The sequence below is a fragment of the Aeromicrobium sp. EU05-FHT14F07 genome, from assembly GCF_058790455.1.
Genome location: NZ_JBYTCR010000001.1, coordinates 395,164 through 408,945 on the forward strand (window position 1 = coordinate 395,164; position 13,782 = coordinate 408,945).

17 protein-coding genes are annotated in these 13,782 nt (G+C 72.5%); 11 read left to right on the forward strand and 6 right to left on the reverse strand.

Annotated elements, in window-relative coordinates; all coding sequences use genetic code 11:
• Nucleotides 1-3 precede the first annotated feature (3 nt).
• Nucleotides 4-270, reverse strand: coding sequence for a hypothetical protein (locus AC3WRM_RS01960; protein ID WP_492248946.1), 267 nt, complete (start codon nt 268-270; stop codon nt 4-6).
• A 114-nt stretch (nt 271-384) separates the two neighbouring features.
• Here AC3WRM_RS01960 and meaB point away from each other — a divergent pair, with 114 nt between their 5' ends.
• From meaB to AC3WRM_RS01990, 6 genes are all read left to right on the forward strand, one after another.
• Complete coding sequence (gene meaB, locus AC3WRM_RS01965) at nt 385-1,356, forward strand: methylmalonyl Co-A mutase-associated GTPase MeaB (RefSeq protein WP_492248947.1); 972 nt, start codon at nt 385-387, stop codon at nt 1,354-1,356.
• 10 nt (nt 1,357-1,366) lie between these two features.
• Complete coding sequence (locus AC3WRM_RS01970) at nt 1,367-2,062, forward strand: SurA N-terminal domain-containing protein (protein ID WP_492248948.1); 696 nt, start codon at nt 1,367-1,369, stop codon at nt 2,060-2,062.
• Between the two features lie 10 nt (nt 2,063-2,072).
• Complete coding sequence (locus tag AC3WRM_RS01975) at nt 2,073-2,672, forward strand: nucleoside triphosphate pyrophosphohydrolase (protein WP_492248949.1); 600 nt, start codon at nt 2,073-2,075, stop codon at nt 2,670-2,672.
• A 211-nt stretch (nt 2,673-2,883) separates the two neighbouring features.
• Entirely contained in the window at nt 2,884-4,161 is a 1,278-nt protein-coding gene (eno, locus tag AC3WRM_RS01980) for a phosphopyruvate hydratase (protein ID WP_492248950.1), read from the forward strand.
• Nucleotides 4,162-4,286: 125 nt separating this feature from the next.
• Complete coding sequence (locus AC3WRM_RS01985; RefSeq protein WP_492248951.1) at nt 4,287-4,730, forward strand: FtsB family cell division protein; 444 nt, start codon at nt 4,287-4,289, stop codon at nt 4,728-4,730.
• Nucleotides 4,723-5,229, forward strand: a complete 507-nt coding sequence (locus AC3WRM_RS01990; protein WP_492248952.1) for a DUF501 domain-containing protein — start codon at nt 4,723-4,725, stop codon at nt 5,227-5,229. Before AC3WRM_RS01985 ends, AC3WRM_RS01990 begins: the two co-directional genes overlap by 8 nt.
• Here the strand turns inward: AC3WRM_RS01990 and AC3WRM_RS01995 are convergent.
• A complete protein-coding gene (locus tag AC3WRM_RS01995) occupies nt 5,181-5,660 on the reverse strand; it encodes a MarR family winged helix-turn-helix transcriptional regulator (protein ID WP_492248953.1) in 480 nt (159 codons plus the stop codon). The two genes, AC3WRM_RS01990 and AC3WRM_RS01995, sit on opposite strands and share 49 nt — an antisense overlap.
• 64 nt (nt 5,661-5,724) lie before the next feature.
• Here AC3WRM_RS01995 and AC3WRM_RS02000 point away from each other — a divergent pair, with 64 nt between their 5' ends.
• Nucleotides 5,725-6,093 carry a VOC family protein gene (locus AC3WRM_RS02000; protein WP_492248954.1) on the forward strand — a complete coding sequence of 123 codons (369 nt, stop codon included), beginning with the start codon at nt 5,725-5,727 and terminating at the stop codon, nt 6,091-6,093.
• A gap of 18 nt (nt 6,094-6,111) precedes the next feature.
• On the opposite strand, the gene AC3WRM_RS02005 is transcribed toward AC3WRM_RS02000, so the two are convergent.
• Together AC3WRM_RS02005 and AC3WRM_RS02010 are read right to left on the reverse strand one after the other, a co-directional pair.
• Nucleotides 6,112-6,780, reverse strand: coding sequence for a response regulator (locus AC3WRM_RS02005; protein ID WP_492248955.1), 669 nt, complete (start codon nt 6,778-6,780; stop codon nt 6,112-6,114).
• A complete protein-coding gene (locus AC3WRM_RS02010) occupies nt 6,777-8,363 on the reverse strand; it encodes a sensor histidine kinase (protein ID WP_492248956.1) in 1,587 nt (528 codons plus the stop codon). The genes AC3WRM_RS02005 and AC3WRM_RS02010 overlap by 4 nt, the downstream gene beginning before the upstream one ends.
• Nucleotides 8,364-8,483: 120 nt before the next feature.
• Here AC3WRM_RS02010 and AC3WRM_RS02015 point away from each other — a divergent pair, with 120 nt between their 5' ends.
• Both AC3WRM_RS02015 and AC3WRM_RS02020 read left to right on the forward strand, forming a co-directional pair.
• Complete coding sequence (locus AC3WRM_RS02015; protein ID WP_492248957.1) at nt 8,484-9,839, forward strand: cation:dicarboxylate symporter family transporter; 1,356 nt, start codon at nt 8,484-8,486, stop codon at nt 9,837-9,839.
• Nucleotides 9,840-9,906: 67 nt separating this feature from the next.
• On the forward strand, nt 9,907-10,827 hold the full coding sequence (locus tag AC3WRM_RS02020) for a Ppx/GppA phosphatase family protein (protein ID WP_492248958.1): 921 nt from the start codon (nt 9,907-9,909) through the stop codon (nt 10,825-10,827).
• A gap of 101 nt (nt 10,828-10,928) precedes the next feature.
• Here AC3WRM_RS02020 and AC3WRM_RS02025 read toward each other — a convergent pair whose 3' ends face one another.
• Together AC3WRM_RS02025 and AC3WRM_RS02030 are read right to left on the reverse strand one after the other, a co-directional pair.
• Entirely contained in the window at nt 10,929-11,273 is a 345-nt protein-coding gene (locus AC3WRM_RS02025; protein ID WP_492248959.1) for a TraR/DksA family transcriptional regulator, read from the reverse strand.
• On the reverse strand, nt 11,270-11,695 hold the full coding sequence (locus AC3WRM_RS02030; RefSeq protein ID WP_492248960.1) for a DUF1232 domain-containing protein: 426 nt from the start codon (nt 11,693-11,695) through the stop codon (nt 11,270-11,272). Before AC3WRM_RS02030 ends, AC3WRM_RS02025 begins: the two co-directional genes overlap by 4 nt.
• A gap of 65 nt (nt 11,696-11,760) precedes the next feature.
• Between AC3WRM_RS02030 and AC3WRM_RS02035 the strand changes: the two genes are divergently transcribed.
• Nucleotides 11,761-12,705 carry an NAD(P)-dependent oxidoreductase gene (locus tag AC3WRM_RS02035; RefSeq protein ID WP_492248961.1) on the forward strand — a complete coding sequence of 315 codons (945 nt, stop codon included), beginning with the start codon at nt 11,761-11,763 and terminating at the stop codon, nt 12,703-12,705.
• Nucleotides 12,706-12,895: 190 nt separating this feature from the next.
• Nucleotides 12,896-13,762 carry an aldo/keto reductase gene (locus AC3WRM_RS02040; protein WP_492248962.1) on the forward strand — a complete coding sequence of 289 codons (867 nt, stop codon included), beginning with the start codon at nt 12,896-12,898 and terminating at the stop codon, nt 13,760-13,762.
• The last annotated feature ends 20 nt before the right edge of the window (nt 13,763-13,782 follow it).

Sequence of the window (13,782 nt, forward strand, 5' to 3'; positions counted from 1 at the left end):
CCGTCAGGCCGCACCGTCGCCGAACACTCGCTTCGTGAGGACCTGCACGTCACGATCGAGGTACCTGATCTCGGTACGCACCGAGGCAAACTCGGCCTGCATCTCCGTGCGCAGCGAGCCGATCTCAGTCAGGACAGAGCCGATCTCGGTCCGGACGGACCCGATCTCGGTGCGGATGATGCGCACGAACATGGTCGACATGAGCGTCAGCATCCCGAACAGGGAGGTGCCCAGGATGCCGATCACCGTCCAGACCTGCGGCTCGTTCACATGGATCACTCCTCCAGTGTCGTCGTTCGACTGCGATGCTTCCAGTGCGATGGAGGTCGGTCCAGGCGATCTCCACGATCTGCGTGGAGCGCTTGACGCCGAAAGGAGCATCTGATGGTCGACGTCGAGAAGCTCGCCGCCGACGTCCTCGACGGACGTCGTGCGGGGGTCTCGCGCGCCATCACCCTGGTCGAGTCGAGCCGCGCCGACCACCGCGCCGCGGCTCGGGAGCTGCTCGCCGCGCTCGCGCCGCACGCCGGGGGAGCGGTGCGGGTCGGCATCTCGGGCGTGCCCGGTGTCGGCAAGAGCACCTTCATCGAGGCGCTCGGCACGCACCTCGTGGAGCAGGGCAACCGGGTCGGCGTGCTCGCCGTCGACCCGTCGAGCGTGCGCACCGGCGGGTCCGTCCTCGGCGACAAGACCCGGATGGCGCAGCTCGCCGTCAGCCCGCAGGCCTACATCCGGCCGTCGCCGAGCGCGGGCACGCTCGGCGGTGTCGCCCGCGCGACCTCCCAGGCGATGACCGTCCTCGAGGCCGCCGGCTACGACGTCGTGCTCGTCGAGACCGTCGGGGTCGGCCAGTCCGAGATCACGGTCGCGGGCATGGTCGACACGTTCCTGTTCCTCACCATCGCCCGCACCGGCGACCAGCTGCAGGGCATCAAGAAGGGCATCCTCGAGATCGCCGACGTCATCGCCGTCAACAAGGCCGACGGCGAGCGTGCCCGGGAGGCCGAGGTGACGGCCAAGGACCTCGCGGGAGCCCTGCGCCTCGTGTACGCCGGCACCCAGGGCTGGGTGCCGCCGGTCGTCACCTGCTCGGCGCTCGAGCACCACGGCATCGACACCGTCTGGAAGCGGCTCGTGCGGCACCGCGAGTTCCTCGGGCAGCGTGGCCTGCGGGAGAAGCGCGCCCAGCAGCAGCTCGACTTCACGTGGGCGCTCGTGCGCGACGAGCTCGACCAGCGGCTGCGCACCGACGAGGGCGTCGCACGGGTGCGCGACGAGGTGCGCGAGGCGGTGCTCTCGGGCGAGCTGCCCGCGGCCAGCGCCGCGGACCTCATCCTCGAGGCCTACGACCAGTAGTCTGGCCGCCATGAGGACGCGTCCTGTGATGCCCGTCACCCGTCGGTGGTCCCGGTCGGCCGGGTCCCTCGTCCCGCCGCTCGCGCTGTCGGCCGTGCTGCTCGCCGGCTGCGGCGGGTCGATCAGCCCCGGTGCCGCCGCCACGGTCGACGGCACCACCATCACGATGGCCCAGGCCGACCGCACCGCCGACGTGCTCTGCGAGGTGTCGCTGTTCTCCGCCGCCCAGTCCGGCGGCGGCGCCACGATCGACAACGCCGACGTGCGACGCCAGGCCGTGAGCGAGCTGGTCAGCGGCGTCGTCGCGCGCGAGGTGGCTGACCGCGAGGGCATCCGCGTGCCGCGCAGCGCGTACGTGTTCACCGGCGAGCAGCGCGCCCAGGTCGAGCAGGCGCTGCCCGACGTCGACGTCGACGAGGCGGTGCGCGTGCTCGAGGCCGGGCAGCGCACGTACGCCATCGCCGAGAAGCTCGGCGAGGCCGCCACCGGCCAGCGCGCCGACGACGCCAACGCCCAGCAGCTGCAGCAGGCCGGCCGCAGCGTGCTCGCCGACGCCCTGCGGAAGGCCGACGTCAGCATCGACCCCCGCTTCGGGCTCGGCGACGACGGTCAGCAGGTGGCGGCCACGGGCTCGTTGTCGGTCCCTGCCGCTGCCGACACCCGCGACCGTCCGCTGATCGCGCCGGCGACCCAGCGGTGCTCGTGAGCAGCCGCCCGTGAGCGACCCGCGCGCCGGCGAGCGGCTGCTCGACCTCGTCGCCGTCATGGCACGGCTGCGCGCGGAGTGCGCCTGGACGGGGCAGCAGACCCACGAGAGCCTGAGCCGCTACCTGCTCGAGGAGACCTACGAGACCCTCGAGGCGCTCGACGACGGCGACACCGACCTGCTCCGCGAGGAGCTCGGCGACCTCCTCATGCAGGTCGTCTTCCACGCCGCCGTCGCTGCCGACACGGGGGAGGGGTGGGACGTCGACGACGTCGCCGCCGGGATCACCGACAAGCTCGTGCGGCGCAACCCGCACGTGTTCGCGGACGGCACCGCCCGGACGCCCGAGGAGATCGACGCCGCGTGGCAGGCGGTCAAGGCGCAGGAGAAGGCCACGTCCGGTGCCCGCGACACGCACCCGCTCGACGGCATCGCCCGCGACCTGCCGGCCCTCGCGACCGCCCGCAAGGCGCTCGACCGCGTCCCCGACCTCGACACCAGCGGCGACGACGTCGGCTCCAGGCTCCTGCGTCTCGTCGCCGAGGCCCGCGAGCAAGGGGTCGACGCGGAGGAGGCGCTGCGCCGCGCCGTCCGCGACCGGCTCGGGTGAGACGCACGATGCTGCGTTCGGGTGGGAGGACCCGACGATGCTGCGTTCGCGACCGGATCCCGTCATGAACGCAGCGTCGTTCGACGTCCGGCACGCGAACGCAGGATGCTGCGTGCCCCGCCTTTCCCCGGAACGGCTGCGCCTGACACGGACGCCTGCACGGCGGCACTAGGCTGGGCACCGACCGCACCACCACAGCAGCAGGAGCAGCATGGCCAGCATCGAAGCCGTCGGAGCACGCGAGATCCTCGACTCGCGCGGCAACCCCACCGTCGAGGTCGAGGTCGCCCTCGACGACGGGATCATCGGACGCGCCGCCGTCCCCTCCGGTGCCTCCACCGGCCAGTTCGAGGCGGTCGAGCTGCGCGACGGCGGTGACCGCTACCTCGGCAAGGGCGTCCGCAAGGCCGTCGAGGCGGTCAACACGACCATCGCCGCCGAGATCGTCGGCTTCGACGCCGACGACCAGCGTGCGGTCGACGCCGCCATGATCGCCCTGGACGGCACGCCCAACAAGGCGAAGCTCGGCGCCAACGCGATCCTCGGCGTCTCCCTCGCCCTCTCCAAGGCCGCCGCCGACTCCGCCGGCCTGCCGCTGTTCCGCTACGTCGGCGGACCCAACGCGCACGTGCTCCCCGTCCCGATGATGAACATCCTCAACGGTGGCGCCCACGCCGACTCCAACGTCGACGTGCAGGAGTTCATGATCGCGCCCATCGGCGCGCCCACGTTCGCCGAGGCACTGCGCCAGGGCACCGAGGTCTACCACGCGCTCAAGTCGGTCCTGAAGAAGGACGGCCTGTCGACGGGCCTCGGCGACGAGGGCGGCTTCGCGCCGAGCCTGTCGTCCAACCGTGCCGCGCTCGACCTCATCGCCACGGCCGTCGAGAAGACCGGCCTGACCCTCGGCACCGACATCGCCCTCGCGCTCGACGTCGCCAGCTCGGAGTTCCACGACAAGGGCGGCTACACGTTCGAGGGCGCGACGAAGAGCTCGGCCGACATGGCCGACTACTACGCCGAGCTCGTCGCGGCCTACCCGATCGTCTCCATCGAGGACCCGCTCGACGAGGAGGACTGGGACGGCTGGGTCGCGCTCACCGAGCGCATCGGCGACCAGGTGCAGATCGTCGGCGACGACCTCTTCGTCACCAACGTCGAGCGCCTCACCCGCGGCCTCGAGCAGGGCGCCGCGAACGCGATGCTCGTCAAGGTGAACCAGATCGGCTCGCTCACCGAGACGCTCGACGCCGTCGAGCTCGCCCACCGCCACGGCTTCAGCAACATGATGAGCCACCGCTCGGGCGAGACCGAGGACGTCACCATCGCCGACCTCGCCGTCGCCACGAACTGCGGCCAGATCAAGACCGGCGCTCCCGCCCGCTCCGACCGGGTCGCCAAGTACAACCAGCTCCTGCGCATCGAGGAGGCCCTCGGGTCCGCCGCGGTGTACGCCGGCGCGTCGGCCTTCCCGCGCCTCGCGCTCTGAGCATGGCCGGCTCCCGCGGACCCGGACGCCCCACCCCCAGGACACGACGTCCTGCGGGGCGGTCGTCAGGTGCCGCGGGAGCCAGCCGCCCCGGCCCGACCCGACCCCGGTCCGGCACGACCACCGTGCGCGGCGTCGGGTCGCGCTTCACCACCCGCGCCGTGCTGCTCCTGGCGGTGCTGCTCCTGCTGCTCGCCTCCTACACGTCGGCGCTGCACGCCTGGTGGCAGCAGCGCGGCGAGGTGCAGCAGCTGAAGGCCGAGATCGCCACCCGGCAGGCCTCCATCGAGGACCTCGGCGACACCAAGGCGCGCTGGAACGACGACGCCTACGTCCGCCAGCAGGCGCGTGAACGGTTCGGCTGGGTCATGCCCGGCGAGGTCGGCTACCGCGTCATCGGCGCCGACGGCACGGTCGAGGGCGACGCCCCCCGGCTGGACGATCCGCCGGACCCCACGCAGAAGCAGTGGTACGACACGCTGTGGGGCAGCGTCGAGGCGTCGGGACGCACCTCGTCGGCCCAGCAGCCCGTCCCCGACCCCGACGAGGTGCTGAAGAACCGTGACTGACCCGAGCCCGCGCGACCTCGAGATCGTCGCCGAGCAGCTCGGGCGTCCCGCCCGCGGTGTCCTCGGCATCGCCGCGCGCTGCCCGTCCGGCCACCCCAACGTGGTGCGCACCGAGCCGCGTCTGCCCGACGGCACCCCGTTCCCGACGCTCTACTACGTCACCTGCCCGAGGCTGGCCGGTGCGATCGGCACCCTCGAGGCGTCCGGCCTGATGGCCGAGATGAGCGAGCGGCTCACCCGCGACGACGAGCTCGCCGCGCACTACGCCCGCGCCCACGCCGAGTACCTCGCCGAGCGCGAGGCCGTCGCCCACGTGCCCGAGATCGACGGCATCAGCGCCGGCGGGATGCCCACCCGCGTGAAGTGCCTGCACGTGCTCGTCGGGCACTCCTTGGCCAAGGGGCCCGGCGTCAACCCGCTCGGCGACGAGGCCGTGGAGCTGCTCGGCGACTACTGGGGCAGCTCGTCCTGCGCCCCCGAGGCTGGTCCCGCCTCCTGATCGAGGGCCGACGCGAACGCGTCGAGGTCGACCAGCAGCTGGTCGACCCTGTTCGCGTCGATCGCTGCGACCATGTGCGTCTCCACCGCTGCGACGGCGGTGCTGGCCGAGCGCAGCAGTGCCGCGCCCGTTGACGTCAGCTGCAGGGGGAGGGCCCGCCCGGACGGCGGGTCCGCCGACCGCTCGAGCAGCCCTCGCTCCTCCAGCCCCTGCAGCAGCGTGTGCGCGGACTGACGGGTGACGAACGTGAGGCGGGCCAGTGCCGCTGCGGACAGTCCCGGGCGCTGGGCCAGCTGCTCGAGGCACGCGTACTGGGACACCGTGAGGCCCAGCGGACGGAGGACGTCGTCCATGGCGGTGCGCAGGCTCGTGACCGCCCGCTTGAGGGCGAGGCCGACCGACCGCGTGACGTCGATGCCGGGTTGCGTCATGTCAGCATTCTGACATACAGTGGCGTGTCAGGACACTGACATACCACGACAGACAGGACCACCCATGGCCACCGTGACCGGACCCGACTTCATCGCCCTCCAGGTCGTCGACCTGGAGGCGTCCGCGGCCTTCTACGAGGAGCGCCTCGGCCTGGTCCGTGCTCCCGTCGCACCGCCCGGTGCCGTCGTCTTCGCGACCACGCCGGTCGCGTTCGCCGTCCGCGAGCCGCTCCCCGGGCTCGACGTCGCGAGCGTCTCGCCCCGCCCGGGAGCCGGGATCGCGCTGTGGCTGGCCAGCGACGACGCACAGGCGATCCACGACGACCTGCTCGCCCACGACGTCGCGATCGTGCAGAAGCCGTTCGACGGTCCCTTCGGGCGCACCTTCACGTTCGCCGACCCCGACGGCTACGCGGTGACCGTGCACGGCTGAGGCGCGGAGGTCTCGGCGCTAGGAGCGCGGCCGGTACTCCACCTCCGGCCGACCCGCTCGCCCCAGCCGGGTGACCCGGTCGACCTCGCCGGTCCCGGCGAGGTGCTCCAGGTAGCGCCGGGCGGTCACCCGCGACGACCCGAGGTGCTCGCCCACCTCGCTCGCCGACGACGGACCGTGCTCGGCCAGGGCCGCGCGCACCTGCTCCAGCGTCTCCGCGCCGAGCCCCTTCGGCAGGGCAGGACGGGACGTCGGTCGCAACGACTCCAGCATCCGGTCGACCGCTCCCTGGTCGAGGTCGTCCGAGCCCTGCAGACCCTCGTGGAAGGTCCGGTAGGCGAGCAGCCGCTCGCGCAGCGCACCGAACGCGAAGGGCTTGATGAGGTAGCCGACCACCCCCTGGGCCACCGCGTCGCGCACCACCTCGGCGTCGCGCGCCGACGTCACCGCGATCACGTCGACCCGGCTGCCGGCCGCCCTCAGTCGGCGCAGCAGCTGCAGGCCGTGGCCGTCGGGCAGGTGCATGTCGAGCAGCACGAGGTCGACCGGCTCCTCGCGCAGCACCCGTGCGGCGTCCTGCGCCGACATGGCCACCGCGACCAGCTCGAAGCCCGGCACGTCGCGGACATACTGTGCGTGCGCCTGCGCCGCGACTCTCTCGTCCTCGACGACCAGCGTGCGGATCACGCGTCCTCCCCGATCTCCACCTCGACCGTGGCCCCGCCGAGCGCACCCGAGCCGACGCGCACGCTACCGCCGTGGCGTCGCACCACCTGTCCCACCAGTGCCAGGCCGAGTCCACGTCCGTGCGGGCGGTCGGCGACCTTCGTCGACCAACCCCGCTCGAAGACCTGGTCGCGCGCGTCCACCGGGATGCCCGGGCCGGAGTCCTCGACCACGACGTCGAGGTGCGTGTCGCTCGCGTGCAGGTGCACCGCCACCGTCGCGTCCGCCGTGCCCTGCGCCGCGTCGATCGCGTTGTCGAGCAGGTTGCCGAGCACCGTCACCGCGTCGTGCGGGCCGATGGGCAGCCCGGTCACCACCGAACCGGGGTCGACGTCGAGCCGCACGCCCCGCTCGTGCGCCTGCGCCGACTTGCCCAGCAGCAGCGCCGACACCACCGGCTCCTCCACCGCGGCCACCATCTGGTCCGTCAGACCCTGGGCCAGACGCATCTCGTGCGTCGCGAACTCGACCGCCTCCTGCGTGCGACCCATCTCGACGAGGGAGACCATGGTGTGCAGCCGGTTCGCCGTCTCGTGGCTCTGCGAGCGCAGCGAGTCGGCCAGGCTGCGCACGGTGTCGAGCTCGGCCGTCACCCCCTGCAGCTCCGTCCGGTCGCGCACGGTGAGCACCGTCCCGACGTCGCGGCCCTCCCAGCGCGCCCGGGCCGCGTTGACGATGAGCACCCGGTCGGCGAGCGCCACCACCACGTCCGAGAGCGGGCCGCCCGAGCGCACCGCGTCGGTCAGCGTCGGCTCCAGGCCGAGCTCCGCGACGTCGCGACCCACCGCCCGTGACGCCTCGACGTCGAGCAGACGCTCCGCCTCCTGGTTCACGAGGCTGACCCGACCGCCGGAGTCGACGAGCACGAGCCCCTCGCGCACCGCCCGCAGCACCGCGTCGTAGTACTCGTACATGCGGGTGATCTCCTGCTCGCCCAGCCCGTGCGTCTGGCGACGCAGGCGACGGTGGATGAGCCAGGCGCCGAGGATGCCCACGAGGGCCGCCAGTGCTGCCGCACCGAGGATCCGGGGGAGTGCGTCGACCACCTCGTCGCGCTGCTTCGCCGTGCGGATCCCGACCGACACGAGCGCCACGACGTCGTCGTCGCGGGGCCCTGCGCGCACCGGCACGACGGCCCGGACGGACGGCCCGAGCGTGCCGACGTACTCCTCGCTGTACGTCCGGCCCGCTCGCGCCTGCGTGATCGACCCGAGGAAGCGCTTGCCGATGTTGGCCGGGTCGGGGTGGGAGTAGCGGATGCCGTCGCGCGACATGATGACGACGAAGTCGGTGCCGCTGTCGCGCCGCACCTGCTCCGCGAACGGCTGGAGCACCGCCGACGGGTCCGTCGTGCGGACCGCCTCGCGCACCGTGGGGGAGTCGGCGACGGCCACCGCGAGGTCGAGCGCGCGCTGACGTGCCGACGCCGTCGCGTCGGCGCGGGCGTCGAACCAGGCCGCCGCCACCCCGCCGAGCACCAGCACGCACACGACGACGACCTGCCAGAGCAGGATCTGGCGCGCGACGGACGACGGGCGGGGCACGACCGCATCGTCCCACCTCCACGAAACGGCTGTGACCGCGGTCACCGAACTCTATGTACGCAATGGTGACCCGGGTCACGTGTGCGGGCACGGTGGGCAGGTCGTCCCACAGGAGGAACCATGACCAGCACGACCCCGCAGGCGCGCACCCGGCGCGACCGCACCCACTACCTCTACATCGCGGTCATCGCCGCGGTGCTCGCCGGCATCGCCGTCGGCTTCGCGGCGCCCGACTTCGCGAAGGAGCTCAAGCCGCTCGGCGAGGGCTTCGTCAAGCTGATCAAGATGATGATCGGACCGGTCATCTTCTGCACCATCGTGCTCGGCGTCGGCTCGGTCCGCAGCGCCGCCCAGGTGGGCAAGGTCGGCGGCATGGCGCTCGGCTACTTCATCACGATGTCGACGTTCGCCCTGGCGATCGGCCTGGCGGTCGGCAACATCCTGCACCCGGGCGAGGGCCTGCAGATCACGCCCGAGGGCGCCGCGAAGGCGGCCGAGTCCGCCGGCGGCGAGAAGCAGACGACCGCCGAGTTCATCCTGCACATGATCCCGGACACCATGGTCTCCTCGCTCACGTCAGGCGACGTGCTGCAGGCGCTGTTCGTCGCCCTGCTCGTCGGCTTCGCGCTGCAGGCCATGGGTCGCGCGGGCGAGCCGATCCTCGTCGGCGTCGGCTACCTGCAGAAGCTCGTCTTCCGCGTGCTTGCCATGATCATGTGGCTGGCCCCCATCGGCGCCTTCGGTGCGATCGCCGCCGTGGTCGGCGAGACCGGCATGGACGCGCTGCGCAGTCTCGCCGTCCTCATGATCGGCTTCTACATCACGTGCTTCCTGTTCGTCTTCGGCATCCTGGGCGCGCTGCTCAAGGCCGTCACCGGCATCAACATCTTCAGCCTGCTGAAGTACCTGGGCCGGGAGTTCCTGCTCATCGTCTCGACGTCGTCGTCGGAGTCGGCCCTGCCGCGCCTCATCGCCAAGATGGAGCACGCCGGCGTGCACCAGTCGACCGTCGGCGTCGTGGTGCCGACCGGCTACTCCTTCAACCTCGACGGCACCGCGATCTACCTGACGATGGCGACCCTGTTCGTCGCGTCGGCCACCGGCGACCCGCTCAGCTTCGGCGAGCAGCTCTCCCTGCTGCTCTTCATGATGATCGCCTCGAAGGGCGCGGCGGGCGTGACCGGCGCCGGTCTCGCGACGCTGGCCGGCGGCCTGCAGTCGCACCGCCCCGACCTGGTCGACGGCGTCGGCCTCATCGTCGGCATCGACCGCTTCATGTCCGAGGCGCGTGCGCTGACGAACTTCGCCGGCAACGCGGTCGCGACGGTGCTCATCGGCACCTGGACCCACTCGATCGACCGGCAGAAGCTCGACGCCGTCCTGGCCGGTGACGACCCCTTCGACGAGACGACGATGGTCGACGACGACCACGGCTACACGCCGCGCAAGGACGAGGAGCTCGACGTCGCGCGCTGACGCGACGTGGGACGACCCACAGGGCCCGGACACCGTCCGGGCCCTGTGTCGTCGGTAGGGTCGGGACATGCCGGATGCCCTCCGCGTCGCCGCGATGGACTGTGGGACGAACTCGTTGCGCCTGCTCGTCACCGACGTGCGGGGCGACCAGAAGCGCGACGTCGTGCGCGAGATGCGGGTCGTCCGCCTCGGCCAGGGCGTCGACGAGACCGGTCGTTTCCACCCCGACGCGCTGGAGCGGACGCTCGCCGTCACCCGCGAGTTCGGCGAGCTGGCCACGGTGCTGGGCGCCGAGCGGGTGCGGTTCTGCGCGACGTCGGCGGCCCGGGACGCGTCGAACGCCGACGAGCTGAGCGACGGGGTCCGGTCGGTGCTGGGCATCGACCTCGAGGTGCTGTCGGGCGAGGAGGAGGCCCGCGCCTCGTTCCTCGGGGCGACGCGCTCGGTGTCGGGGCCGGCGCTGGTCGTCGACATCGGTGGCGGCTCCACGGAGCTGGTGGTCGGTGCCGACGGCGACGTCGGCTGGTCGCACTCCTTCGACGTCGGCTCCGTGCGGCTGACCGAGCGGTTCCTGCGCAGCGACCCCGCCTCGATCGACGAGGTGACCGCGCTCGAGTCCTACCTCGACGAGGTGCTGACGCCCCGGCTGTCCGGCCTCGACCCGGTGAGCACCCTCGTCGGGGTGGCGGGGACCATCACGACGGTCGCGGCCCACGCCTTGGAGCTCCCGTCGTACGACTCGTCGCAGATCCACGGTGCTCGCATCCCGGTCGACGACGTCCGCACGGCCTGCCTGTCGCTGCTGCGGATGTCGGTGGCGGACCGTCGCGCGCTGCCGTTCATGCACCCGGGTCGCGCCGACGTGATCGGCGCGGGCGCCATGATCCTCGACGCCGTCCTCGGCTCGGTCCCCCTGGCGACCGACGAGGTGCTGGTGAGCGAGCACGACATCCTCGACGGCATCGCCTGGGGCGCCGCGCAGCTCTAGCGGTAGCCCCCACCCGCGCCGCACCCCCACCCCTTCCCCCACCCCGCTGAGTGTGACGTTTGGGGCCCAGATCGGCCCGATCGAGGCCCCAAACGTCACACTCAGCGGGGTCTGGACGCGCAGATGACGCAGAGGGTGGTGGCCGGGAGGGCCTCGAGCCGACCCTCGCCGATCGGGCGACCGCACACCTCGCAGACGCCGTAGGTGCCGTCCTCGACGCGGCGCAGCGCCGACTCGACGGCGGTGAGCCGGCGGCGCGCGCTGTCGGCGGCGTGGTCGGCCTGCGACCGCTCGAAGGCGATCGTGGCTCCCTCGGGGTCGTGCTCGTCGTCGACGTTGGACCCCTCGCGGGCGGCGACGATGCCGGCGACGTCGGCGTCGCGTGACGTGATCGACGCGAGCAGTCGACGACGCTCCTCCTCCAGACGCGCTCCCGCGTCGGTCACGACGCGGCCCTCGACGTGACGCCGGCCAGGCGCAGGACGGCGGCGAGCCCGACGTCGTTGCCCGGCCAGTGGCGCTCGATGGCCTCGGGGCCGGCCCTCCGCACTACCGACCGCAGCACCAGCGCGACCACGACCACGTCGTCGGCGTACCCGACCACCGGGACGACGTCGGGGACGAGGTCGAGGGGGAGGGCGAGGTAGACGAGGAGGGCGACGAGGCGCGCACGGACGCCGCGAGGCAGCGCGGGGTCGCGTGCGAGGCGGTGCGTGAGCCGGACGAGGTCGGGCACGAGGCGCAGCAGGTCGCGCAGGTCGACCCGCTGCGACGTCCGCCGCGCCGCGAGCCACAGCAGTCCGACGAGGACCGCCCAGAGCAGCACGACACCGCCGACGACGGCCGCGACGACGCCCCAGGTGCTCACGCAGCCACGGTAGGCGGGGGCACCGACGGCGTGCACGTCGGCGAGGGACCGGCATGATCGGACCCATGCCCGTGCAGCTGAGCCTCCCTGACGACGAGACCCGTGACCTGTTCGCCGACCTGGAGTCCGACGGGACGGCCGAGCTCCACGTGTGGGACTTCTCCGGCCCGCCGCCGGCCGACGTGGTGCTCGACCTCGCGGTGCGTCCGTACCAGCTCACCGGCGACCTGTCCGTCCTCGACGCCGACCGGGTCAGGGCCGTGCAGGCCCAGTCGCTCGGCTACGACGACGCGATCGGCCACGTGCCGGACGGCATCACGTGGTGCAACGCGGTCGACGTCCACGAGGAGCCGACCGCCGAGCTGGCGGTCGCGCTCACCCTCGTGTCGCTCCGGGGCCTCGACGACTTCGTCCGCAACGCCGCCCGCGGCGAGGACCGGTGGGACAAGGGCGCTGCGCGTCCCGGTCTGCTCGGCAAGCGGGTGATGCTGCTCGGCGTCGGCGGCATCGGGCACCAGGTCGAACGTCGCCTCGACGGGTTCGGCGTCGACCTGGTGCGGGTCGCGTCGTCGGCGCGCGACGACGCGCGCGGCCACGTGCACGGCATCGACGAGGTGCTGGACCTGCTCGCCGACGTGGACGTCGTGGTCGTCGCGGTGCCCTACGGCGAGTCGACGCACCACCTCGTCGACGACGCCTTCCTCGCGGCGATGCAGGACGGCGCCCTGCTGGTGAACGTCGCGCGCGGCAAGGTCGCCGACACCGACGCGCTCGTGCAGCACGCCGCGTCGGGCCACGTCCGCCTGGCGCTGGACGTCGTCGACCCCGAGCCGCTCCCCGACGACCACCCGCTGTGGACCACGCCTGGCGTGCTCCTCGCGCCCCACGTCGGGGGAGCGGTGGCCACGCGGCTCGAGCGCGTCGAGCCCCTCGTGCGGGAGCAGGTGCGACGCGTCGCGGCGGGGGAGCCGTTGATGAACGTCGTCGACGTCTCGTCCACCGCTGGTTGAGTAGCCCCGGCGAGCTTGCGAGACGGGGCGATGGAGCCGTCGCCGGAGGAGCATAGCTGCGATGGAGTGAAACCACTCGGCACGGTCGTCTGTTGCGGATGTACAGCGCCGCTCGGCTGGCGCGCTCGCGCACGAGGCGTACGGTCGAAGGTGAAGGTTCAACGACTTCCATCGACCTCAGGAGGACCCAGTGCAGCAGCGCACCATCGGCACCGCGACCGTCAGCGCGATCGGGCTCGGCGGCATGCCGATGTCCATCGAGGGACGGCCTGACCGTGAGCGCTCGATCGCCACGATCCACGCCTCGCTCGACGCCGGCGTGAACTTCATCGACACCGCCGACGCGTACCACCGCGACGCGAACGAGGTGGGTCACAACGAGGAGCTCATCGCGGAGGCGCTGAAGGGCCACGCGGCCGGCAAGGACGTGCTCGTCGCGACCAAGGGCGGCCACCTGCGCCCCGGCGACGGCTCGTGGACGCAGAACGGCCACCCCGAATACCTCAAGGACGCCGCGAAGGCGTCAGCGAAGCGGCTCGGCGTCGAGTCGATCGGCCTCTACCAGTTCCACCGTCCCGACCCGGACGTTCCGTACGCGGAGTCGATCGGCGCGCTGAAGGAGCTGCTCGACGAGGGCGTCATCCAGCAGGCCGGCATCTCCAACGCCACGGTCGCGCAGATCGACGAGGCCAACGAGGTGCTCGACGGCCGGCTCGTGTCGGTGCAGAACCAGTTCAGCCCGGCGTTCCTGTCGAGCCGCGACGAGCTGCGGCACTGCGCCGAGATCGGCGTCGCGTTCCTGCCCTGGAGCCCGTTCGGCGGCATCAAGAAGGCCGGCGACTTCGGCTCCGACCACTCCGCGTTCCAGGAGGTGGCCGACGCGCGGGGCGTGAGCCCGCACCAGGTCGCGCTCGCCTGGCACCTCGCCCAGGCGCCCGTCGTGGTCCCGATCCCCGGCGCCTCGCGTCCGGAGTCGGCGAAGAACTCGGCCGAGGCGGCCGACCTCGAGCTCACCGACGACGAGCTCACGACGATCGAGTCGGGCCTCGACGCCTGACGTCGTCCGTGACGCGACCC